Source organism: Erythrobacter sp. Alg231-14, from assembly GCF_900149685.1.
Taxonomy (GTDB): domain Bacteria; phylum Pseudomonadota; class Alphaproteobacteria; order Sphingomonadales; family Sphingomonadaceae; genus Erythrobacter.
The window spans coordinates 264,718-288,564 of record NZ_LT702999.1; the positions used below are offsets into that span (position 1 = coordinate 264,718).

The window sequence follows — 23,847 nt, forward strand, 5'->3', positions numbered from 1 at the left end:
GAAAACGCACTGAGGACATTTATACAAAAAAGCGGCCCCTCGGCAAGTGCCGAGAGGCCGCTCTTTATAGCCTAATCAAGCTGTCTACGCCTTAGAAGCGGTAGAGAAGCTGACCGAAGAACTCACGTCCGTTCAGGTCATAGCCGTTGCCGATTGGTGTGTTCGAAATGGCGAGCACTTCGTCGCTATCCACGAGTGGTGGAGCTTCGTCGAAGAGGTTGCGAACACCCGCGATGATGCGGAGATCGCCATTGTCCCAACGGACCGAAGCCGAGCTCTCGAAGTATTCATCAGCGAAGCCAACGTCACGGCAGAAACGACCGTCACCGGCAACGTTTGCAGTGCCATCACCCAAGCAAGTGTCCGAAAGGAAACCAGTGCCGAGGTTACCGAAGGCATCGTCGAATTCATCAACACCCACTGGATCTTGAGCAACCGCATCGATGTAACGGGTCTGCCACGTGAAGCGGAAGTCCTTCCAATCGACGTTAAGGGTCACACGACCAGTCCAGTCTGGGAAGCCGAACTCACCAGCGAAGTCTGCTTGTTCGATCGAACCATCATCGTTGGTGAAGAGGTTCGAACGTTCAATCAACTTGTTGGCAACCAGGTTCAATTGAAGATCGAACACTTCGCTACCGATGGTCACAGGGTAACCAAAGGTTGTGTTGATATCCAAACCACGGACCGATTCTTGGTCAAGGTTCAAGAAGCCTTGGAAGACGCCGTCGATAAGCTGACGGTTGATCGTCTCAGTGCCGATTCGTGAACAGAACTGGCTGACGCTTTCATCTTCGCGGTTGTAGCAGTCATTGATGATGAACTGCGCACTTGGCTCGATGATCGAGTCTTTCAACTTGATGTCGTAGTAGTTGAAGTTGAACGCGAAATCGAAGCCACTTGCGAAGCTTTCTTCAAACGCGAAACCGGTTGTGATCGAACGTGATGTTTCCGGTTCGAGGTCGAATGTACCACCCGAAGTCACTTCGCCGCTGACGAACTGTTGTGTGTTCAGGTTTTCATCGTCGATACCAACGCGGGTTGGATCGCGACCTTCACGGAGACAGTTGTTCAGTACGAAGTCGTCGCGCTGATCCAAGGTTGGATCGTAAGCGCCGGCAACAAATGCATCGTCAGGAACGGCGCATGGATCGAACAAGTTCAAGAAGCCCGACTGGCTGCGCAAGAAGTTCTCACGAAGGTTCGGTGCACGGAACGACGTACCATAGCTAAACTTGAACAAGAGTGGTGGAACCGGACGCCAGCCGCCTTTGATGGCGAATGTGCCGTTCGAACCGTAAAACTCTTCGTCAGTGAAGCGACCCGACACGTTCAGTGTCAGTTCTTCAACAAGAGTTTCACCAGCCATCAACGGAATGTCGACCTCAGCGAAGAGCTCACGAATGGTCTTCGAACCGCTGGCACCGCCATCGGAGAAGAAGCCGAAGAACAGACCGTTCGAAGCCGTGAATGCAGGCTCAGAGTCGATCTTATCTTCGCGCCATTCACCACCGATCACAACGCCGACCGGGCCAGCAGGAAGATCGAAAAGATCGCCTGTGACGTATGCCGACAGAAGGATTTGCTCGTAAGTGGTGTCAAACGTCCGCTGATCGAAGACATAGTCACGCTCAGCTTGTGTTTCGAAGTCACCTTGCGCACCGGTAAGCACGCTTGCAGCGAACAAGTTCACCGGCACACAACCAGCAATCAAGTCAGGCGCCGCGAGATCAGGGTTAGCCAATCCAGCGCTGTTACATTCACCGATAAACAGTGGGTTACCGCCAAAGACGTTCACGCCATTGTCGTAATCGTCGGCAATGCCGTCACCGTCGTTGTCGACGATACCGTCGCCATCGTAGTCTGCTGTTGGATCGAGACCCAAAGCAAGTGCGAGGCGATCTTCACGAATACCGTCACGCGAAGATGTACCATCCGAGCGCGAGTACGAAGCCGACGCTTCAAAGGTCCAGCTTGAACCGATGAATGGCAAATCGCCACGCAGACCGATCACACCGCGATACTGCTCTTGCTCAACCATAAAGTTGTTCCGGTCACCTACGATCGAGGCGATTGGAATGGTTGGAAGCGAGAAGCCAGTCGAGAGCGCCGGAGCAACACCGTTGGTCAAGCCCAGCAAGGCGTTATCAACCGAGCGACAATCAACGCCGTTAGGCTGTGCCAAGTTGCATGGGTTGAACTGGTTCGGAGCCGGAACAGATGGGAAGATCTGCGGCAGACCAGCGCCCGGAGCCGAAATTTCGGCACGCGTATATTGCGCTTCGAAGAACGGCGTCAGGTTGGCTTCACCCGGCAACGTGTATTCACCATAGGCGAACACATTGTACAATTCCTGTTGCGAAATGAACGTACGGTTCAATTCCGCTTCGGAAGCGTTGGTGTTGACGTTTTGGAAGTCAATATCACGGATGCCGTCGCCATTGGAGTCAAGATCCGTACCGAATGCGTCGGTCGACTCACCAAAGTTGAATGGATTGCCCGTGTTGGGATCAATCGGGAAGTTGGCGATATTTCCGTTGGCTGGGAAATAAACCGAACCAAAGCGTGCAAACGGCTGGAAGATACGACCGGAAATACCGGCAATCTTACATTCGCTTTCAGAAACACTGACGCCTGGCGTACGGTTTTGAACAACCGCGTTGTCACGCAAGCCAGTGGTAAAGATGTTACCATCCTGATCCACTTCATAGTGCGTGTTACAACCGGACAAGAAGTCACGGTCACGTGCACGGACTTCGTCACGGAATTGATATTCCGCACCGATACCGAACACTGCACGGTCGGTGTTAAAGCCCCAAGCCGCGCTGATCGTGTAATCTTCGCCTGCGCCCATTGGGTTGATGTCGCCGTTCACCTGAAGCTCAAGACCATCAAAGTCTTTGCGCAAGATGACGTTCACAACACCAGCAACAGCGTCAGAACCGTAAACCGACGAAGCACCGTCAGTCAGAAGGTCGTAGCGATCGACGAGCGATGCAGGGATAAGGTTGATCGACGGGTTAACCGGCGCACCTTCCACACCCGAAGGTGCAAGGCGACGGCCGTTTACGAGAACCAGGGTACGGCCAGCGCCGAGACCACGAAGGTTAATCGTTTGCGAACCCGGACCGTTATCAAGGACGAAGCCTTGGAAGGTCGCGTCGATTTGCTGACCAGCGGCCGCTTCCGAACGCTGCAGAATTTGCGCGGGGTCAAAAGCACCAACGGCTTGTTGGTTTTCTGTGCTGAGAACCTGAAGCGGTGAGATCGAGCTGTATGTATCGCGGACAATGCGCGAACCAGTAACGGTGATGCCGCCCTGGCCTTGCGTTTGACCCGAAGCATCAGTCGTAACGTCGACCTGCTCTTCTTCCTCTTCTTCGGAACCCTCATCGCCAGCGTCCTGAGCGCTAACGGGGCCAGCCATCACGAACGCGATAGCCGATGCTGAGAAGGCAAGCGCCTTCATTGAATTGTTATGAAACTTCTTCATGATCACTCCAGTTGCGACAACCGAAGCCTTGGTCCCGAACCAACTCATTCAACAACACACAAATTACCCGTTTGTGTGCGCAGAATCCCCTTGGTGGTTACGGCACAAAGCCCCTGCGGTGTCGTTTGTGTGCAATAGGCGGTGATCTATGTAAATGAGACGTTCATGTAACAAACACTTTTCGGGGCGGTGTTGCGAGAATCCCACAGCCCCTTCTTCGCACATGCAACATCGCGGCCGCTGCACTTTGCAAATAGTATAAATTCACCCGGCTCCTGCGCAATAAACCGCGCCACAAGCCAAATCGGGCCGAAACTGAATAGTCAGGTTAACGGGCCGCAGTGAGCGCCTGCGTCACAAATGCATCGCAAGAATCGCCCAGAATCGCCCCTTCGACGCTGGATGATCTCGCTGAATAATCGCTGTGCGTGAGTGGGCGGGTCAGACGACCTCAATCTGCAGTTGCCCATCGCCTTCATCGACTTTCACATGGGCTCCATCGCTAACGGTTCCCTCGATCAACTTCTCAGCCAAGGGGTCTTGCAGATAGCGTTGAACCGCACGTTTCAACGGCCGCGCGCCATACACTGGATCGTATCCAACCCGGCCCAGCCAACGCAAAGCTGCATCGGTGAGATCCAGAGTGATTTTGCGATCATCAAGCAACTTTTGAACACGCTTTACCTGAATGCTCACAATTGGCGCCATGTGCTCCATCGCCAAACGGTGGAACAAGATAATTTCGTCCAAACGGTTGAGGAATTCGGGACGGAAATGTCCGCGAACGACATCCATGACTTGATCTTCGACTTCGGCGACCTTTTGATCATCACCCAAATTGGCGAGATGTTGGCTGCCCAGATTGGAGGTCAGAATGATCAAAGTGTTCGAGAAATCGACCTTGCGTCCCTGCCCATCGGTCAAATGCCCGTCATCAAGCACTTGGAGCAGGACGTTGAACACGTCGGTGTGTGCCTTTTCCACCTCATCAAACAACACGACCTGATAAGGCCGGCGGCGGACCGCTTCGGTCAACATGCCCCCTTCATCATACCCGACATATCCCGGAGGCGCGCCGATCAAGCGTGCGACTGAATGCTTTTCCATGAATTCGGACATGTCGATCCGAACGAGTGCCTGATCATCATCAAACAGAAATTCGGCCAGGGCTTTGGTCAATTCGGTTTTGCCGACGCCGGTTGGTCCGAGGAAAAGGAAACTGCCTAATGGACGGTTTGGATCTTGAAGGCCCGCCCGCGCACGCCGCACGGCTTTGGACACGGCCTCTATCGCGGGGATTTGGCCGATCACGCGTTTACCGAGGAGGGATTCCATCTCCATCAGCTTTTCTCGCTCACCCTCCATCATTTTGTCGATGGGGATCCCGGTCCAGCGGCTAACAACGCTCGCAATATCTTCTTCGGTCACTTCTTCGCGCAAAAGAGCGTTTTCTGTGAGATCTTCCGCTGCCGCGAGACGTTTTTCCAGATCTGGGATTGTTCCGTATGAAAGCTCACCCGCTTTAGCGAGATCGCCCTCGCGTTGCGCCTGCTCCAATTCCAGCCGCGCGTGATCAAGCTCTTCCTTGATCTTGCCCTCGGCCTCGATCTTGTCGCGCTCGTTCTGCCAACGGGTGGTCAGCTCGGAACTGTCTTGCTCCAACTCCGCCAATTCCTTGCGCAGGCTTTCCAGCCGGTCGCGCGATGCGGCATCGTCTTCTTTTGCGAGAGCGCTTTCTTCAATCTTGAGCTGAATGATACGGCGGTCCAGCGCCTCAATCTCTTCAGGCTTCGACTCCACCTCCATACGGATACGCGATGCGGCCTCATCCATAAGGTCGATGGCCTTGTCTGGTAGGAAACGGTTTTGGATGTATCGATCAGACAACCTCGCCGCTGCAACGATTGAGCTGTCGGTGATGCGCACACCATGATGCAGTTCGTATTTGTCTTTGATCCCGCGCAAGATGCTGATCGTGTCTTCGACGCTGGGTTCGTCAATATAGACCATTTGGAATCGACGTTGGAGAGCCGGGTCTTTTTCAACGTACTTTTGATATTCATCCAGTGTGGTTGCACCAATGCAATGCAACTCACCCCGCGACAAAGCAGGTTTCAGCAAGTTCGACGCGTCCATGCTGCCTTCGCTAGCACCGGCCCCGATTAGGGTGTGCATTTCGTCAATGAACAAGATGATCTGCCCATCGGCATTCTTCACTTCGTCCAAAACACTTTTCAACCGCTCTTCAAATTCACCGCGATATTTCGCACCGGCAATTAACGCGCCCATATCTAGGCTCATCAAAGTGCGTCCTTTGAGACTGTCGGGCACATCACCGTTGGCGATACGCAGCGCGAGCCCTTCGGCGATGGCGGTTTTGCCGGTACCGGGTTCACCGATCAAAGCCGGATTGTTCTTGGTCCGCCGGGCAAGGATTTGGACCGTCCGCCGAATTTCTTCGTCCCGACCGATCACCGGATCAAGTTTGCCATCACGCGCCGCCTGAGTCAGGTCGCGCGCGAACTTTTCCATCGCATCGTAATTGGCTTCGGCGTTGGCGCTGTCGGCTTTTTTCCCGCCGCGCAAATCTTCGATCGCAGTGTTCAACGATTGCGGAGTGACATTGGCCGCCTTCATCGCTTCGCCTGTTTTGCCCGTCGCAAGCGCGAGCGCGGTCAGCAACCGTTCAACCGTCACGAAGCTGTCGCCGGCTTTCTCGGCGAGTTGTTCGGCGTTGTCGAGCACACGCACCGCGTCGTTATCGAGACCCGGCGTTTGTTGCGCCCCGCCCCCGGTCACAACCGGTATCTTGCCCAGCCCTGTGTCAATCGCGCTCACCGCCAATGATGCATCGCCGCCAGCGCGTTGGATCAATCCGGCCGCCATGCCTTCTTCGTCTTCCAACAAAGCTTTGAGCAAGTGCAGCGGAGTGATCCGTTGATGGTTCATCCGGATTGCTACCGTTTGGGCGCTTTGCAAAAAGCCTTTTGCGCGGTCAGTGAATTTATCGAGATTCATCTCATGTCCCTTGATCAGAGAGTATCTAGGTGTGTTACTTGAATAGGTGGGTCAAAGCGGGTTGCTTTTCAAGGTCTGCTTGACCTCCTCCTCTGTCCCGGCGATTGGTGCGGCATTAGGGTTGGAGAGAACCACAGATGAAATTCGTAAAAGGCGCCGCGTGGGGAATCGTGGCAGTGCTGATCGTCACATTCATTGGATTGGCGACATGGGAACCGTTCTTCGCGCATGAAAGCGAAGCGCCAGAATATCGCGTATACACCGCAGAAATCGTGCGCGACGAATTTGGAGTGCCTATGATCTACGGCGACACCGACGCCGACGTCGCGTATGGTGTCGCGATTGCACACGCCCAAGATGACTTCTTCACGCTTCAGGATGTCGCCGCAATGTCCAAGGGGCGATACGGCGCAATCGCAGGGCAAGATGGCGCGACATTCGATTATGTCTATCACCTGCTTGATGCGCGCGGCACTGCAGAGCGTAAATACGGCGAGTTGCCGGCCGACACTCGCGCATTGTTCGAAGCCTATGCTGCCGGTTTGAACCAATATGCCCAAGACAATCCGGATGAGTTAAAGCTGGCCAAGTTGTTCCCCGTGAACGGCGAAGACATCGCCGCCGGCTTTATCCTGAGGCAACCGTTCTTTTACGGCCTTGGCAATGTAATCGGCCCGTTGGTTGCGGGCGAAGAGTTGCGCCGTGAATTTGGCGAAGACATTCCCGGCTTTCCAAGGCCGAGCAAAATTGCCCCGGTCACCGAAGATCCAGCATTGAACGAAGTGGGGGACGACGTAGCTCGCGCATCCGATACATTAGAGCCCCGAGAACAACGCGGCGGACTTGTGCTGCCGTGGGGCGAAGAAGCCGGTCATCTTGGTTCCAATGCGTGGGCGGTAACGCCGGAACGATCGGGCGGCCCAACAACATTAATCTCAAACGCACACCAACCCCTTCGCGGCGGTGTGGCGTGGTACGAATTGGGCGTTCAAAGCGGAGAAGGATGGCACTTTACGGGCGCCAATTTCCCAGGATCGCCGTTCCCATTCTTGGGCCACAACGAAAACCTTGGATGGACCAACACGGTCAACCGCCCCGATATGACGGATGTCTATGAATTGACCGTCAGCAAGATTGTCGAAGGCAACAACCACACCCTTACCTATGAAATGGATGGCGAATGGTTGGAATTGGGCGTGGAGGAAGTCACGCTGCCGGTGAAATTTGGCCCCATCACACTTCCCGTTAGCCGCACCATTTATCGCAGCATACACGGCCCAGTGATCAAGAACGACAACGGCTATTTCGCGATCCGGTTCGGCGGCATGGAAAGCGTGGACCAATTGGATGCCTATTATCGCATCAACAAAGCCGCGAACCTTGAAGAATGGCAGTCCCAAATGGCCCGCATGGCCATACCCAGCACAAATTTCGTCTATGCCGATCGCGAAGGCAATATCGCCTATATTTACAACGCCGCCATTCCGGATCGCCCCGAACTGGACGTTGTTCAGGCCAATTGGCGCGGCATACTGCCCGGCAATCGCAGCGATCTAATTTGGAACGGTACGGTCGAATTTGAAGAGATTCCCAAATTGATCAACCCGGCCTCTGGCTGGCTTTACAATGCGAACAACGAACCATTCACCGCAGCAGGCGAGGGAAGCGATCTCGATCCGACCGATTTCTCACCGGTCTTGGGCGTGGAGCGCAAGCAGACGAACCGTTCACGACGGGCCTATACGTTGTTATCCGAGGCCGGTCAGTTGGACCGCGCCGCGTTGGAGCGTATCAAGTACGACACCAGCTATGTCCGCGAAGGGTATTTGGAGCAATTGTGGTCTGACCTCGAAGCGATGGACGGCGACGCGTTGGAAGGCGATGTGGCGCGTGGACGTGAATTGTTGCTCGCATGGGATTTTACTGCGGACAATGTCGGCGGAGGCGACGCTTTGGCCTTGTTGATCATCCGCGACTTTATGGGCGCCGAATACAACAACAAGCCATGGCCGGACGCCGCAGAGGCATTGGAAACGGCAGTCCGACATCTCAACACCCATTTTGGGCGAATTGATCCGCCAATGTCGGACCTACTCCGCCTGCGCCAGGGTGATGTTGACCTGCCTTTGGACGGTGGATCGGACACTTTGCGCGCGTCCACAACATGGGTGGTCGATGATGATGGCCGGTTAAGCCTGGTTCACGGCGACAGCTTTATCCAATGGGTTGAATGGCCCACTGATGGTGGCCGCGTGTCATCCCGGTCCATTCAACCGTTTGGCGCGGCAACAACCCGACCAAGCAGCCCGCATTACACCGACCAAATGCAAATCTATGTCGATCATGGGTTAAAGCCGGTGCGGTTCTGGGAAGAGGATGTGCGCGCCGCTGCGACCAGCTCCGAAACATTCACCAACGCGCGGTGAAAGGAACCTATCGAGCAGTGAATACGTTTCGTCGATGAGGATCGCGAGTTGGTTGATCGGGCCATGCCCGTCGCGCAACGATCCAAACCAACACAAATAATTTCTAAAAGGGACACAATCCATGAAATTACGTTTTGCCACCGCCAGCTTGACCGCGATCAGCATCGCCATCGCTGCGCCCTTCTCACCCGCATTTGCCGATGCGCATGTGGAAGCCGCCGAGAATGAGGGCGCAGGCGACCTGCAAGACCTCGTCGCTCAGGTCCAAATCCCTTATGTGGAATTTGAGCTTGAAAATGGATTGACCGTTATTGTCCATGAAGATCGCAAAGCGCCGATCGTTGGCGTCGCCGTGTGGTACAATGTTGGATCGAAAGACGAGCCCGTTGGCCAAACCGGCTTTGCTCATCTGTTCGAACACTTGATGTTCAACGGGTCGGAAAACGCGCCCGCTGATTACTTCCAGTATCTACAGGAAATGGGTGCAACCGATTACAACGGTACCACCAATTTCGACCGCACCAATTATTTCCAAACGGTGCCCCGCCCCGCATTGGAACGCGCGCTTTGGTTGGAAAGCGATCGCATGGGGTATTTGTTGGGCGCTGTGACGCAGGAAAAGCTCGATAATCAGCGCGGCGTTGTCCAAAATGAAAAGCGCCAAGGTGACAATCAGCCGGGTGGTTTGGTGTTCTATGAGATCTTGGAAACTCTCTTTCCAGACGGTCACCCTTACCAACACTCTGTAATTGGATCGATGGCCGATTTGGACGCCGCATCGATGGACACGGTGCAAAACTGGTTCCGCGATCGGTATGGCCCGAACAACGCGACATTGGTTTTGGCCGGTGACATTTCCGCCGAAGAAGCGCGCCCAATGGTGGAGCAATATTTTGGCCCCATCGCGCGCGGCCCGGTTAACACACAAGCCGCCGCCGAAGTGCCCACATTGTCAGAGCCAGTTCGCACCGTGATGCGCGATCAGGTTGCAGCCACCACCGTTGACCTATTCTGGCCTGTTCCGGGCATCACCAGCGACGAGCTAACCGCTCTCACCGTTGGAGCGGATGTATTGGGTGGATTGTTGTCCAGCCGCTTGGATCAAATCCTTGTCCGCGAAGAGCAGCTTGCCGTGGGCGTGTCCGCCGGAAACTTTGATTTCCAACGTGTCGGCATCGTCAATGTCAGCGCAACGCTGCGCGACGGTGTTGAGCTCGAAGTGCTTGAAGCGCGGTTGAATGAAATTGTTGCGGAATACGTGGCCGAAGGGCCAACGGCCGACGAAGTGCGCCGATCCGCGACCAGCGATTTGGCCGGCACAATCCGCGGGCTTGAACAAGTCGGCGGCTTCGGCGGCAAAGCTGTTGCGCTTGCACGCGGCGAAGTTCTGGCCGGTGATCCCGGCTTTGCAGTCAGCCAACTCGAAGTGCTTGCCTCAATCACGCCAGAGGCCGTGACCGCAGCGATGCAGCGGTGGATGACCCGGCCTGCCTTCACCCTGGTTATGGAACCGGGTGAGCGCGAAGACACTTATGAAGAAGCCGCCAGTGTTGCCGCCGAAAGCGACGAAGAAGCGGCGGACGAAGGCGTTGCAGAAGAAATCACGGTGTCAGTGGTTCGCCCGGCCCCTGCGATTGAATCGGTCGCCCAGCTCGACTTCCCTGAATTTCAACGGACCACATTGGCCAATGGAATGCAGCTTACATACGCCATGCGAGATGCGGTCCCCGCGACATACATCACGATGTCGTTTGACGCCGGCACCGCGGCCGATCCCGTGGACATGCGCGGGCTCGAAAGTCTGACATTAGGCCTTTACGACGAAGGCACCGCCAATATGAGCAGCCAAGAGATCGCCGAAGCGCGCGAACGTCTTGGTGTGAGCATTAATGTGGGCGGCGGCGATGATCGTTCATCGTTCACCTTGTCAGCGTTGTCGGCCAATCTCGCGCCTTCGCTGGATCTGTATCGTCAAATCATCCGTGAGCCGGCCTTTAATGAAGCCGACCTTGAACGGGTGAAGGCACAGACCATTACCGGCATTCGTTCGCAAATGCGTTCCCCCCAAGGGATCGCAGGTCGGACCATCGGCACTGAATTGTTCGGCACGATGGCTCCGTATGGCGGCGCAACCACAATCGAAAGCGTTGGCGCCATCACTCGTGATGATCTGGTGGCGTTTAAGGACACATGGATCCGTCCGGACAACGGCCAAGTCTTCGTCATTTCAAGCTTGCCAATGGACGACATCGTCTCTCAACTGAACGCCGCATTCGGCGATTGGGAAGCGGCCGATGTCAAAAAAGGTGAGAAAGATTTCTCTACCCTTGTCAGTGAGACCACCGACGGCAATCGCATCGTTTTGATCAACCGTCCTAATTCTCCACAAAGCTTCATTCTGGCTGCTCAAGTCACGCCATTGGATGCAAGCGACCCGGCCTATGTTGATTTCACGAATGCGAACAATTCGCTGGGTGGAAACTTCCTCGCGCGGCTCAATATGAACCTGCGCGAGACAAAGGGTTGGTCCTATGGCGTTCGCGGTGGCGCCCGGGCCCGTGAAAACAGTGTGGTCTACGCAATTTCTGGCGGCGTTCAGGCGGATCGCACCGGGGATTCGGTCGCAGAGATGATCCGTGAAACAACCGAATTCCTTACCGAGAATGGCGTGACGCAGGATGAACTGGCCCGCAATGTGGCGAGCGAGATCGGCGAATTGCCGGGACGTTTCGAAACATCCGGTAGCGTCCTGGGCGCCATGCAGGCCATCTCCCTGTATGACCGTCCAGATAACTATTACGAAAGTCTGGTGGGCCGTTACAGCGCGCAAACCGCCGACAGCCTTGATGCCGCTGCCCGTGCAGCGCTTGATGTTGAAGACTTCGTTTGGGTGATCGTCGGCGATGCAGAGGTGGTTGCTCCACAGTTGGAACAACTTGGCCTGCCCGTCGAAGTGCGCGAAATCGAAAGCTCAGAATAACCCTGACGCTACGGCATACTAAACAATGGGGTGGACCTCGCAATTGCGCGGGTTCCGCCCCATTTTCGCATCTGCCCAATAGAGGTTGAACACCCCCGTTTGACGTGCAAGAACACGCCGCAAGCTTTGGCCAAACATGGCGGAGGCGCGATAATTGCGATCATTTCAAAGGAGAGACACATGTCTGTTGCAGGAACTTATAACACCACCGTCAAAAGCCCAATGGGCGATCAAGCCGGCACTTTCACCGTCACCGACAACGGCGATGGCTCTTTCGCTGGTAAACTCGAAGGCGGCATGGGCTCGATGGACACCGAAGAAGGTAAAGTCGACGGCAACACGCTCACATGGAAAATGAACATGACTGTTCCAATGCCAATGACGCTCGATTGTGAAGCGACCATTGACGGCGACAGCTTGACCGGCACCGTGAATGCTGGTGCATTCGGTGCGATGCCATTGTCGGGCACGCGCGCTTAAGCGAGCCTTTGGCGCGGACGTCCGCGCCGAACACAAATACAGAAAACCCGCCGAGAGCTTTCGCTTTCGGCGGGTTTTCTTATCCAGTTTGGAACTCTCCAAACGTCGAGCGTTTAGCCAAACTCCGCCTTGTGCCCGGCATCATCGCCAGTGGCCAAAAGCTTTGCCTGATCTACCCAACGGTCGCGAGTGATGCGGCCCTTTATCTTCAAATATTGATCCACTTCTGCAACGTCTGCATCTGACCATTGCGCAATTTGATCAAACCGGCGAACGCCCAATGATAGGCACAGATCGTTCAGTTTAGGGCCAACACCCTTGATCCGGGTCAAATCATCGCTTTCACCAACAGCGGCGGCGATTTTCGGTTTGTCTTCGTCGCCATCCGATGCGGCGGCAAGCGCTGCTCCCGCTGCGGCGACCGGCGCAACAGCTTCCGGCTCAACAACAGGCTTAGGCGCTGGCTCAGGCTCTGGTGCCGAAGCGGGTTTTGGCGCAGGCGTTGGGGCCGGTTCTACTTTTGGTGCAGCTTGAGAAGTGCCTTCTCGCGAAGCGGTCGATCCCGAAGCGCTCAAGCGCCCCCATATCCACCACGCAGTGGCGATCCCGATCACCAATGCAAGAATGAAGCGCAGCGGATTATCCATAATTATCTGAAACATGTGTCTTTCCCCCGCCTCTTCAATTGCGCGCCCAGATGAACCAACCGATCGCAAGACCGATCAGAAACACAGCGATTACGATGAGCCAACTTTCCAAAAGTAGCGACATGATTACTCTCCCCCTTGCGCACCAGCGCCAGCATCAAGTGTAAACTCAATCCGCCGATTGGCGGCATTCGCACCGTCGCCCTCAACGGCCGGTTGGCTTGATCCATATCCAATCGCCGTGATCCGAGCGGTGGAGACACCGCGTTCGGCCAAAGCGCTGGCAACACCGTCCGCGCGCGCTTGGCTGATGCTCATATTGACCGAATCTGTACCGGTCGCATCGGTGTGTCCGCCGATCGTGACACTCATGCCAGTGCAGGCCGTGAGACGTTCAGACAACCCATCGACTACTGCGATCGATTCTTCGGCCAGATAGGCGCTTCCCGTTTGGAACAGGATCGATTTTCCGTCCATGAATGCGTCAACACCGCTTTGGCAATCGGCGACCTGCTCTTCGCTTGCGCCGGTCACTGCTGAGGTGTCTTCGATTCCAGTCGCAAGGTCGGCCGCTGTACCTTCTGCCCCATCGGTGGAGGTCAGTTCGCCGGAATACATTTCGGCATCCGCGATCCCATCATCGGCCCAGCGCACATGGGATACTTTGCCAGTTTCGATCAACATTGCCTCAATCCGAGCGCGTTCATCCGGATCAGTTACACCGTCCACAATCGCAATCCGCGACAACGGATCGCGCTGCATCGAAAGCGATGCGCCCTCCACTCCTGCCGAAGCCAAAGCCCCCTGCATATCCGTTTCAATTGTGTCGATATAGTTCGCGCCGTCCATCGCATGCGTGCCCCACGCAAGCAGCGACGCAACACCGGCGCCAAGCAAACCCTTGGTTAAACCCTGCATAACTGTTCCCTTCCCTTTCGGTAAGGCTCGCAGCGCAGCGGGCACGTGTAAAGTCACAAATTGTAAGGTGCTCGGGGGAGATAACGGAGAGATTGGCCGCAAACCCCTCCAATCAATCGTTCGCGACGATCTCAAATTTCATCAACAAAGTCCGCTGTCCGCCCGAAAAATTGTCGTCGCTAACGATGTAGATGAATGTACGGCGCTGCCCATCTTTGGCGACCTCTTCGCGCACGGCCAGCCCTTCGAAATTGTCGACCGTCATGGGTGGGCGCAGGGTCATTAAGTCACGACGCGAACCGTCGGGAGAATAGGCGACAATCGCTGCGCTGTTTCCCTCGGTGGGTGAGTAGGAACGGAAAAGCACAAGAAATACGCCATCACCCAGCGCGTCAGCATCGGTCGGCACCGCACCCAACCCTTCGAGCATTGACGGCGGATGCACAGACAAATCAGTGTAGCTATCGGTCTCGGTGCGATGGAGCACACAGTTGGATCGTTGGGATTGAGCTTTCCGCTCAGCGCAGATTAACTGGGATTCTGCGCTGACGGCGACCGCCTCCATACCACTGTTGCCCTCCAGTTCACCTAGCTCTGCTTCGGCATCGAACAGGGTCTGAATGCCAACGCCAGAGAGGCTTTCTCCATAACTCAGAATGCGATGATTGCGTTCAAAAGTCACAAACCACCCGCCTTCGGCATCATAGATCAGACTTTCGCTGTCACCGTCTTCTTTTCCGGTCAGCGTTTGGCCATCCGGGCCGAGCAAATTGCCAGACTCTATCGCGGAAATTCCTATGAGCCGATCACCCGACTCGTCCGGCGCAATCCGAACCCAGCGCGCATCATCGGTAATCGCCAGCAAACGTCCGCTATCCGCATCCCAGCGAAGGCCCGACAGACCGCCAATGTTCTGACCCATGCGTGGAATGTCCAAGCCGCCGTGATATTTTAGAGCTCCGACCCGGTCCAGCGCCGGATCCTCTTCAGACAACGCAACCTGCAACAATTGCGTCCCATCGCGCGCAAAGGGATCGTGCAAATAGACATAACCGCCAACCAGAAGCGCCGCGATCAGCAGCGGTCCCAACAATGCGACCCGTTTAAGCAATTCTAGCCCAATTTGTCTTTGAGCAGTTGGTTGACCACGCCCGGGTTTGCTTTGCCCTGCATCGCCTTCATGGTCTGACCCACAAAGAAACCGAACAGCTTGTCTTTGCCGCCCTTATATTGCTCAACCTTGTCGCCGTTATTGGCGAGGATTTCGTCAATAGCAGCCTCGATCGCGCCGGTGTCGCTGACCTGTTTCAACCCTTCGGTATCGGCAATTTCGCCCGGTTCGCGGCCAGTGCGCAGGACCAGTTCGAATATCTCTTTGGCTTGCTTGCCGCTGATCTCACCTTTGTCTTGCATGGCAAGGATCGTAGCCTGGCGTTCCCCGGTTGCGCGGGTCGGATCAACTTCGTCGCCAAAGTTTTCCTTGGCCGATTTGATCACACCCGGCGCCACGGACAACGCCCAGTTCGCCACCTGAGTCGCGACTTCGGTTTCCGCTTTGCCCATAGCATCCGCAGCAACACCCAAAAGCGTTTCGAAACGTCCAAACGTTTCCACTTCAGCGGTCAGCTCGCGCGCATTGTATGCAGTAAGGCCCAGTTCGTCGGTGTAACGCACACGCTTTGCATCCGGCAATTCGGGAAGGCTTGCGCGGCATTCGGCCAAAAAGTCGTCTTCCAAAACCAACGGCAAAAGGTCGGGGTCTGGGAAGTAGCGATAATCATGCGCGTCTTCTTTCGACCGCATTGTCCGCGTGGTGCCCGTTGCGACGTCAAATAGGCGTGTTTCTTGATCCACGCTGCCGCCGCTTTCAATCAGATCGACCTGACGCGCGGCTTCATATTCGATCACTTGCATCACGAAACGGACCGAGTTCACATTCTTCGTCTCGGTACGCGTGCCCAGCTCATCGCCCACCTTACGCACGGAGACATTGACGTCAGCACGCATGGAACCTTCTTCCATGTTTCCATCGCATGATCCAACATAACGCAGGATGCTGCGCAATTTGCGGACATAGGCGCCGGCTTCTGCGGGCGAACCCATATCCGGGCGACTGACGATTTCCATCAGAGCAACGCCGGACCGGTTCAAATCGACATAGGACATGGTCGGATGCTGATCATGCATCAATTTGCCTGCATCCTGTTCAACATGGATACGTTCGATGCCGATCACTTTGTCTTCGGGAATCCCGGTTTTCTCGTCCGCTTCGATGAGCAGAGATCCCTCTCCCACCAATGGGTGGTAAAGCTGGCTGATCTGATAGCCCTGAGGCAAATCGGCGTAGAAGTAGTTCTTGCGATCAAAGCGCGACCACGCGTTGATCTCTGCTTCGATGGCCATGCCGGTGCGCACGGCCTGACGGATGCATTCGCGGTTTGGTACGGGCAACATGCCCGGCATCGCGGCGTCCACCAAGGAAACCTGACTGTTGGGCTCTGCACCAAATGTGGTGGAAGCGCCGGAGAACAGCTTTGAATGGGTCGTGATTTGGGCGTGGACTTCCAGGCCGATAACAACCTCCCACTCACCCGTTTGTCCCTGAATGCGGTAATCACTCATTTAAAGGTCTCTTTCAGTCTCTTCTTTTCGGCCTTTTGCGCGGCCCGTTTCTTCGAATAATGGCGCCAACCCAATCCCATTGCCATGCCAACTAGGTCCGCGATCAATAACGCAATTGGTTCGATAAGCGCTGCTGCAGCGATCACAGGAAGCAGCAACAATTCTTCCAATTAAGTCTCGTCCTTATCTTCAATCCGCTCAGCCGGTCTTGCCGGACCCGCTGCCCGATCATCGTCGTTTCGAATGACTTTCCCATCTTTGTCGAACCGCGCCTCACCATGCTCAATCGTTTGCGAAAGATACATGACAACCCCGACAAGGATCACAAAGCAAACGAGGAAGATGGTGACAGCGATCATCTGTTCGGCTCACCCGGTTTAAGCACCTTGCCCGTGCGGCTGTTAAAGCGCGCCTCGCCGATGTTGAATGTCTTTTCCAATCTCTGGCCAAGATGCGCCAACGCCGTGACAGCAAGGTAAACCCCCAATCCGATCAAGGCGTCTACCCAACCGCCGTCGACAATGCGTTCCCAGTAATCGAACTTGATCATCCATGCGATCACAAGAAGGGTCCAGCCAATCTGGAACCAATGCATTTTTGTCATGCGTTCAAGCATCAGCCGCGTCCAACAGCCCCGCCTCAACCGCTTTCAATTCCGCGCGCACGACATTGTCGAATTTCTTCGTGCCGGTCACGGTGATCTCTTCGAGGAACAACACGCTTAAGGTGCGATACTCGGGGTAATTCGCCAGCTCGCGCACAGTGGCCGCAAACAAAGGACCGTTGCGCACTGTGCGAGTTTTGATGTCCATCTGTGCGTGCAGCGACTGCAAAAGAGCCGCATAAGCGAAATACCGTTTGTTCGGTTCTTCGGCTTCAGGACGCCGTGATCGAGCGAGAAATCCGAACGCTACGATCCACGCCGGCACAACAAAGCCCAACGCGACAATCGCCAAAATGCCCCATTCAAATGGTGTCACCACCACTTCTCCGGTTGTGCCGTAAACCCGGCGCGTTCTTGAATCGCAAGACCCGCATTAAGAACAGTTTGTTCGTCAAACGCCTTGCCAACCAGTTGCAGCCCCAACGGCAATCCATCGGGGTTCATACCCGCAGGGACGCTCATCGCAGGCAAACCAGCGAGCGACGCTGGCACCGCGAACACATCGTTCAAATACATCGTCAATGGATCGTCGTTGAGCGAACCCAATGGGAACGAAGCCGTTGGCGTCGTGGGTGCAAGGATCAAATCGCATTCGGCCCAAGCGTTTTCAAAATCGCGCGTGACCAAAGCCCGCACCTTTTGCGCCTGCGTGTAATAAGCATCGTAGAATCCAGCCGACAACACATAGGTGCCGATCAAAATCCGGCGCTTAACCTCATCGCCAAATCCGGCGGCGCGTGTTTCGGCGTACATATCCTGTAGTCCGGCGCCATCCGGCAGATCGCGCAAACCATAACGCACACCATCATACCGGGCGAGATTCGAAGACGCCTCGGCTGGGGCGATGATGTAATAAGCAGGCAGCGCGTATTTGGTGTGCGGCAACGACACATCGACAATCTCGGCGCCTGCATCGCGCAGCCATTCTTTACCCTGCTCCCATGATGCCATGATCGCATCGTCCGTGCCATCCATGCGATATTCGCGCGGAATGCCGACCTTCTTGCCTTTAAGGTCGCTGGACAGGGCCGCCTCCCAATTGGGAACGTCCATCTTCAGACTGGTTGCATCCTTGGCATCAAAGCCCGCCATCGCGCCCAACATAATGGCACAATCTTCAACCGATCGCGCCATTGGGCCCGCTTGGTCTAGGGAAGAGGCAAACGCCACCACGCCCCAACGCGAACAACGGCCATAGGTCGGCTTAATCCCGCAAATCCCAGTAAAGGCGGCGGGTTGGCGGATCGAACCGCCCGTATCTGTGCCGGTCGCGGCCGGTGCGATACGCGCGGCAACGGCGGTCGATGAACCGCCCGATGAACCGCCCGGACTCATCGCGGAATTGCTGCCTTCTTTGCGCCAAGGCGAAGACACATTGCCGAAATACGATGTCTCGTTCGATGAACCCATCGCAAATTGATCAAGATTCAGCTTGCCCAACATCCCCGCGCCTGCATTCCACAAATTCTGTGAAACCGTGCTCTCATATTCGGGTGTGAACCCTTCGAGGATATGGCTGGCAGCGGTCGTTTGCACGCCTTGGGTGGCAAAAAGGTCTTTCATGCCGATTGGCACGCCGGCCATCACGCCCAATTCCTTGCCATCAGCGCGCGCTTTATCCGCCGCATCCGCAGCGGCCAATGCATGGTCCGGCGTGGTCACGATAAACGCGTTCAATTCGGCAGCTGAAGCAACGGCGGTGTTAAAGCTCTCGGCCACTTCGCGTGCGGTAAAGTCGCCACCGGCAACACCATCGCGAATGGCCTTCACGCCCAGAGAGGTAAAATCAGTCATGCTCATTCAATCACTTTTGGCACGCCGTAAAAGCCGTGCTCAGCCGCTGGAGCGTTGGCGAGCACTTCGTCGCGCTTGCCGCCGCCGGTTTTGGGGTCTGCGTCCACTACGTCGTCGCGCAGGCGCAAAGTGTTGGGGATCACCGCGGACATTGGCTCAACACCGGTCACGTCCACTTCACCCAACTGCTCGACCCAATCGAGGATATTGTTCAGCTCAGGCACAAGCGCCTCAAGCTGTTCATCGCCCATTTTGATGCGCGCCAGCGACGCGATCTTGGCGACGGTCTGTTTATCAACCGACATGCATTTTTCCGTCTTTATACGGGCCCGACGACAAACCCCGGGCCAATCTTAACGTTACTGTCCCGGAGGCGGTCCAGCCGGAGCACCTTCGGCGCCACCAGGTCCACCCAACCCACCTTGGCTGGCTGCCATGGCACGTTGCAGGATTTCCAGATTTTGATCGAACATTTCGCGGCTCATGAAATCCACCACTTCGATCTCAAAAATAAGATCGGCATTTGGTGGAATGGGCGCGCCCTGCGGCGGCTCTGCGCCATAGGCGAGATCCGACGGGATATAGAGTTCGTATGTCCCACCTTTCTGCATTTGCTGCAGTCCCTGATAGAAACCTTCAATCGTGGCACCTTCCTCCACTGGGAACGGGCTGCCTTCTGGGAAGACACCTTGAACCGGCAAAGGAATATCTTGCGATTCGTCAAACACTTCGCGGTTTGACGCCAGCATGCCTTTGTATTTCACAAAGACCATATCGCCGGGTTGCGGATTGGCGCCTTCGCCGGCGACGATTGTGTCCACGGCCAATCCCTTGGGCATCGCCGACCAGGCCAGCGCGCCGCCCAGTAAAATGGCAAAAAGGACGCCCAACCACAGCTTGGTCAAAGACCCTTTGGCAATAGGTTGGAGCGGAACGCGAGTGACTTCGGTCATAGTGTTCTTCTTTGCAAAATGGCGCCCGGTGGGCCTTTAAACGGCACAGTCATGCGAAAACCCCCTTTTCCGCATGACAAAAGGGCGCGGAATTGGTCCGCGCCCTGATGGCTTATCCAGTGTCGGGATTCAAGCGATTGATGCACCTTCTTATCGGTGCAACGCGATTAATCCCACGCTTACGGCTTACTTGATGCCGTCGCGTTCCATACGCTTACGCTCAAGCTTGCGTGCACGACGCACCGCAGCGGCTTTTTCGCGCGCGCGCTTTTCGCTTGGCTTTTCGTAGTGGCGACGCAGTTTCATTTCGCGATAAACGCCTTCACGCTGCAGCTTTTTCTTAAGCGCGCGCAGGGCCTGATCGACATTGTTATCGCGAACCATGATTTGCATAAACGACTACTACCTTATGTGTTTATCGGCGCACAAAACCACCAAAACCACTCGCCCGACAAACCACCGGGCGAATCGCGGTAAATGCGCGTAAAATTGACGCTGGAACGGGCGCAGATCCACGCCAAAACGGCCCAGAACACGCTCTATCTGAGGCGCACATAGCGGCGCATCTACAAAATGGCAAGATATCAACGCGCCGTATTTGCTCTCTCTTTAACCAAGCGAAACCCACGCGACGCTATGCAGGAGCAATCCGCAGGGCTAAGAGCAGCCGCAAATGTCGTCTACTGGCCTCTCTCCTGTGTTTGCATCGCTTTGCGTTGCGCTTGGCGGCGCAATGGGCGCGCTTGCCCGGTTCCAATTGGGACGGTTGATCACTCACGCATTGGGTTCGGCCAGCGGTTTCCCATGGGCAACTTTGATGATCAATGTCACAGGCAGCTTGGCCATGGGTGTTTTGCTGGGTTGGCTGGCGCGGGGATCTCAGCCCGATCAAACGAGTGAAACGCTGCGTTTGTTGATTGGTGTCGGGTTGCTGGGTGGGTTCACCACATTCAGCGCATTCAGCGCCGAATTGATCACATTGGTCCAACGCGGCCATATTCTCCTTTCTTTTGCCTATGGATCGGTGTCGATGATCGCGGGGATGACCGCGTTTCTTATCGGACTGGCCATGATACAGAGCGCACCATGAGCGAACACACACCGCAACCGACGCAAGAACCGCAATCGCCCGCGAAAGAGGTGCGCCAATTTACCGTCAACGAAGACGATGATGGCGTGCGCCTGGATCGATGGTTCAAACGAAACCTGCCGCAGATCGGTTTCGCTACCATTTCACGTTGGGCCCGCACCGGGCAAATTCGGGTCGATGGCAAACGCGCAAAGCCCGAAGATCGCATCGCCGCAGGTCAAGTGCTGCGTGTGCCGCCGGGTGGCGAGGCCAAACACAAAGCCCCGCGCAAACGCCGTGAGCTGACCGCAGAGGATATTGCCGAGGCGCAAGCCATGGTGATCCGTGAAACGCCCAGCGCGATTGTCTTGAACAAACCGCCCGGTCTTGCCACGCAAGGTGGCAGCAAAACTACAAAGCACGTTGATGGTTTGCTTGATGCATTCGTTGAAGATGACGGAACCGAGGGCGGCGGCGTTCGCCCGCGCTTGGTCCATCGACTTGATAAAGACACTTCAGGCGTGTTGTTGATCGCGCGCAGCCCCGGAAGCGCTGCCAGTTATTCGCGTCGTTTCGCTGGGCGCAGCGCTCGCAAAGTCTATTGGGCGTTGGTGGTGGGAGTGCCTCAGGTTCGCGAAGGAACCATCGATGCCCCTCTCGCCAAGCAACCTGGCACAGGCGGCGAAAAAATGCACGTGGACGAGGAAGAGGGCGCCACGGCAAAGACCCGATATCGCGTCATCGAACGCGCCGGGATGAAAGCAGCTTGGGTTGAGCTCGAACCGCTTACCGGGCGCACTCACCAATTGCGGGTGCACTTGGCCGCGATTGGCCATCCTATCGTTGGTGATGGCAAATATGGAGGCCAAGACGCCTTCCTCACTGGCAGCATAAGCCGTAAAATGCACCTTCATGCGCGCCGTTTGATCATTGCGACACCCGAAGGGAAAGGGACCGGCGGAAAGCTCGATGTGACCGCCGACCTTCCGGCTCATTTCTCCGCAAGCATGGAGGCCTTGGGGTTTGAAGAGGGCCAAAGCGATGCTTCCCCAGTGCGCGAAGAAACGCCGGAACGCACGCCAGCGGAAAAGAAACAGGCCGCTCGGCGTCACGCAAAACAATTTCGCAAAGATCGGCGCGGCGAGCGACGCGGTCGCACAACGTCGATGGGCACCGCCAACAAAGTCGCTAAAGCGAAGAAGAAGGCCAAAGGCAAACCCGGCACCAAGCCCGGAGCAAAGCCCAAGGGTCGCCGATAATGCACCCAAACCCCGCGTTCAGAAGCGAAGACCGGGCAATGTTCAAATCCATGATTGCCGATATCGGGTTTGGCATGGTGTTTCTAACCACACCCGACGGGCCGCGGGTGGCACATGTTCCAATCCTGCTTTCGCGTGAAAATGAAATTCGGTTCCATCTGGCACAAAGCAATGCGTTGACCCCGCACCTGAATGGCGCAACCGCGTTGATTACGGTGAACGGGCCCGATGGATACGTGTCGCCACGGTGGTACGACAATCGTGACACGGTACCGACATGGGATTACGCCGCGCTCGAGATGGAAGGGACGATCCGCAATCTCGAAGATCAAGAATTGGAAACTCTCCTGCATGATGTGATCACCACATTCGAAAGCCGTATCGAAGGGGTGCCTTGGCAAGCTTCGGAATCCAGCGACCGGGTGTGGTCTGGCCTGTTTCGCGGTATCGCCGGTTTTGCGATGACGGTTGAAGAATGGCGGCCAACATTCAAATTGTCGCAAAAGAAAAATGCCGCCGAACGCGCCCGGATCGCCGACGGAGTTGAAAAGGCTGGCAATTCAGAATTGGCTCAATGGATGCGTAAGGTTGCACGATGACAAAACTGGCGGTGTTTGATTGCGACGGGACATTGGTCGATGGTCAGGCGGATATTTGCGACACGATGGAAAGCGCCTTTGATCGTGCAAAAATTGCGCCGCCCAGTCGCCATGATATTCGGCGCATCGTCGGCCTAAGCCTGCCGGTTGCAATCAGGCAATTGTCGCCGGGATTGGACGAAGACCAAGTCCGTCACGTAGTCGAATTCTACAAAAGCAGCTATTTCGCCCGACGTCAGGAAGGGATGCTGCATGAACCGCTATACGATGGAATTGCCGATCTATTGCATCGACTGCGCGATGCAGGATGGAGTTTGGCGGTGGCGACAGGAAAATCGGATCGCGGGTTGAACGCCGTCCTTGCCGCGCATGATCTAAGCGATCTTTTCGTCTCTCTCCAAACAGCCGATCGACATCCATCAAAACCCCATCCCGCCATGTTGGAAGCCGCCTTGTTCGAAGCGGGCGCCGACGCGGCGGACGCGGTGATGATAGGGGACACCAGTTTTGATATGCAGATGGCCCGCGCCGCGAATGTTCGCGCCGTCGGCGTTGCATGGGGCTATCACGAGACACCCGAGCTGATGGCCACGGGTGCCGATATCGTAACCCGCAATGCGGCGCATTTGGGCGATGAATTGTTAGGCCAAAACACTTTGAGTGACACAGAATGAACGACACCACCGACGAAGCGCGCATCCGCGCCCAAGCACAATTTCTGTGGCTCAATGTCTTGCGCCTGATATCATTGGGTCTTCTCCTTGCGGGCATTGCGGTTACCCAAGATGCATTGAACGCGCCCTATTGGGTTGGCATCGTCATGGTCGTGATCGGTATGGGCGGGTTTTTCTTTGGCCCTCCACTCTTGGCTCGCCGTTTCACCACGAACGATAAAGAATTGCGCGATCCGCCGGAGAAACCATAA

The 23,847-nt window shown here is 55.8% G+C and carries 21 protein-coding genes; 8 read left to right on the forward strand and 13 right to left on the reverse strand.

The window, feature by feature from the left end; translation table 11 throughout:
* Positions 1–91: 91 nt before the first annotated feature.
* Together BQ8290_RS01250 and clpB are read right to left on the reverse strand one after the other, a co-directional pair.
* A complete protein-coding gene (locus BQ8290_RS01250; protein ID WP_108791713.1) occupies positions 92–3,493 on the reverse strand; it encodes a TonB-dependent receptor domain-containing protein in 3,402 nt (1,133 codons plus the stop codon).
* A gap of 441 nt (positions 3,494–3,934) precedes the next feature.
* Positions 3,935–6,511: an ATP-dependent chaperone ClpB gene (gene clpB / locus BQ8290_RS01255; RefSeq protein WP_108786940.1), complete on the reverse strand. Its 2,577-nt coding sequence runs from the start codon at positions 6,509–6,511 to the stop codon at positions 3,935–3,937.
* Between the two features lie 137 nt (positions 6,512–6,648).
* On the opposite strand from clpB, the gene BQ8290_RS01260 reads away from it, so the two are divergent.
* From BQ8290_RS01260 to BQ8290_RS01270, 3 genes are all read left to right on the forward strand, one after another.
* Entirely contained in the window at positions 6,649–8,937 is a 2,289-nt protein-coding gene (locus BQ8290_RS01260; protein WP_108786942.1) for a penicillin acylase family protein, read from the forward strand.
* Between the two features lie 121 nt (positions 8,938–9,058).
* Positions 9,059–11,917, forward strand: a complete 2,859-nt coding sequence (locus BQ8290_RS01265; protein ID WP_108786944.1) for an insulinase family protein — start codon at positions 9,059–9,061, stop codon at positions 11,915–11,917.
* A 180-nt stretch (positions 11,918–12,097) separates the two neighbouring features.
* Entirely contained in the window at positions 12,098–12,397 is a 300-nt protein-coding gene (locus BQ8290_RS01270; protein WP_108786947.1) for a hypothetical protein, read from the forward strand.
* Positions 12,398–12,510: 113 nt separating this feature from the next.
* Here the strand turns inward: BQ8290_RS01270 and BQ8290_RS01275 are convergent, their stop codons facing one another.
* The 11 genes from BQ8290_RS01275 to rpsU form a co-directional block, all read right to left on the reverse strand.
* Positions 12,511–13,059 carry a hypothetical protein gene (locus BQ8290_RS01275; protein ID WP_108786949.1) on the reverse strand — a complete coding sequence of 183 codons (549 nt, stop codon included), beginning with the start codon at positions 13,057–13,059 and terminating at the stop codon, positions 12,511–12,513.
* Positions 13,060–13,170: 111 nt separating this feature from the next.
* Positions 13,171–13,962 (reverse strand): OmpA family protein, encoded by a 792-nt coding sequence (locus BQ8290_RS01280; RefSeq protein WP_108786951.1) that lies wholly within the window; start codon positions 13,960–13,962, stop codon positions 13,171–13,173.
* A gap of 112 nt (positions 13,963–14,074) precedes the next feature.
* Positions 14,075–15,073, reverse strand: coding sequence for an esterase-like activity of phytase family protein (locus tag BQ8290_RS01285; protein WP_108786953.1), 999 nt, complete (start codon positions 15,071–15,073; stop codon positions 14,075–14,077).
* 2 nt (positions 15,074–15,075) lie between these two features.
* Positions 15,076–16,584: an Asp-tRNA(Asn)/Glu-tRNA(Gln) amidotransferase subunit GatB gene (gene gatB / locus BQ8290_RS01290; protein ID WP_108786955.1), complete on the reverse strand. Its 1,509-nt coding sequence runs from the start codon at positions 16,582–16,584 to the stop codon at positions 15,076–15,078.
* Between the two features lie 170 nt (positions 16,585–16,754).
* On the reverse strand, positions 16,755–16,943 hold the full coding sequence (locus BQ8290_RS01295) for a hypothetical protein (protein ID WP_108786957.1): 189 nt from the start codon (positions 16,941–16,943) through the stop codon (positions 16,755–16,757).
* Positions 16,940–17,200 (reverse strand): hypothetical protein, encoded by a 261-nt coding sequence (locus BQ8290_RS01300; RefSeq protein ID WP_108786959.1) that lies wholly within the window; start codon positions 17,198–17,200, stop codon positions 16,940–16,942. The genes BQ8290_RS01295 and BQ8290_RS01300 overlap by 4 nt, the downstream gene beginning before the upstream one ends.
* Positions 17,193–17,564: a hypothetical protein gene (locus BQ8290_RS01305; protein ID WP_337660887.1), complete on the reverse strand. Its 372-nt coding sequence runs from the start codon at positions 17,562–17,564 to the stop codon at positions 17,193–17,195. Before BQ8290_RS01305 ends, BQ8290_RS01300 begins: the two co-directional genes overlap by 8 nt.
* The gene (gatA, locus tag BQ8290_RS01310) at positions 17,561–19,042 is read right to left on the reverse strand and encodes an Asp-tRNA(Asn)/Glu-tRNA(Gln) amidotransferase subunit GatA (protein WP_108786962.1); all 1,482 of its coding nucleotides are present in this window, start codon (positions 19,040–19,042) and stop codon (positions 17,561–17,563) included. Before gatA ends, BQ8290_RS01305 begins: the two co-directional genes overlap by 4 nt.
* A 2-nt stretch (positions 19,043–19,044) precedes the next feature.
* A complete protein-coding gene (gene gatC / locus BQ8290_RS01315) occupies positions 19,045–19,347 on the reverse strand; it encodes an Asp-tRNA(Asn)/Glu-tRNA(Gln) amidotransferase subunit GatC (protein WP_108786964.1) in 303 nt (100 codons plus the stop codon).
* A 54-nt stretch (positions 19,348–19,401) separates the two neighbouring features.
* Entirely contained in the window at positions 19,402–19,995 is a 594-nt protein-coding gene (locus BQ8290_RS01320; protein ID WP_108786965.1) for an FKBP-type peptidyl-prolyl cis-trans isomerase, read from the reverse strand.
* Between the two features lie 186 nt (positions 19,996–20,181).
* A complete protein-coding gene (rpsU, locus tag BQ8290_RS01325) occupies positions 20,182–20,388 on the reverse strand; it encodes a 30S ribosomal protein S21 (protein ID WP_006834591.1) in 207 nt (68 codons plus the stop codon).
* Between the two features lie 280 nt (positions 20,389–20,668).
* Here rpsU and crcB point away from each other — a divergent pair, with 280 nt between their 5' ends.
* Genes crcB through BQ8290_RS01350 form a run of 5 tightly spaced genes read left to right on the forward strand, consistent with a single transcriptional unit; the run spans position 20,669 to position 23,847 of the window.
* The gene (crcB, locus tag BQ8290_RS01330; RefSeq protein ID WP_108786967.1) at positions 20,669–21,085 is read left to right on the forward strand and encodes a fluoride efflux transporter CrcB; all 417 of its coding nucleotides are present in this window, start codon (positions 20,669–20,671) and stop codon (positions 21,083–21,085) included.
* Complete coding sequence (locus BQ8290_RS01335; RefSeq protein ID WP_108786969.1) at positions 21,082–22,323, forward strand: RluA family pseudouridine synthase; 1,242 nt, start codon at positions 21,082–21,084, stop codon at positions 22,321–22,323. Before crcB ends, BQ8290_RS01335 begins: the two co-directional genes overlap by 4 nt.
* Positions 22,323–22,922 carry an FMN-binding negative transcriptional regulator gene (locus tag BQ8290_RS01340; protein WP_108786972.1) on the forward strand — a complete coding sequence of 200 codons (600 nt, stop codon included), beginning with the start codon at positions 22,323–22,325 and terminating at the stop codon, positions 22,920–22,922. The genes BQ8290_RS01335 and BQ8290_RS01340 overlap by 1 nt, the downstream gene beginning before the upstream one ends.
* Positions 22,919–23,596 carry an HAD-IA family hydrolase gene (locus BQ8290_RS01345; RefSeq protein WP_108786974.1) on the forward strand — a complete coding sequence of 226 codons (678 nt, stop codon included), beginning with the start codon at positions 22,919–22,921 and terminating at the stop codon, positions 23,594–23,596. Before BQ8290_RS01340 ends, BQ8290_RS01345 begins: the two co-directional genes overlap by 4 nt.
* Positions 23,593–23,847: a hypothetical protein gene (locus tag BQ8290_RS01350; protein WP_108786976.1), complete on the forward strand. Its 255-nt coding sequence runs from the start codon at positions 23,593–23,595 to the stop codon at positions 23,845–23,847. The genes BQ8290_RS01345 and BQ8290_RS01350 overlap by 4 nt, the downstream gene beginning before the upstream one ends.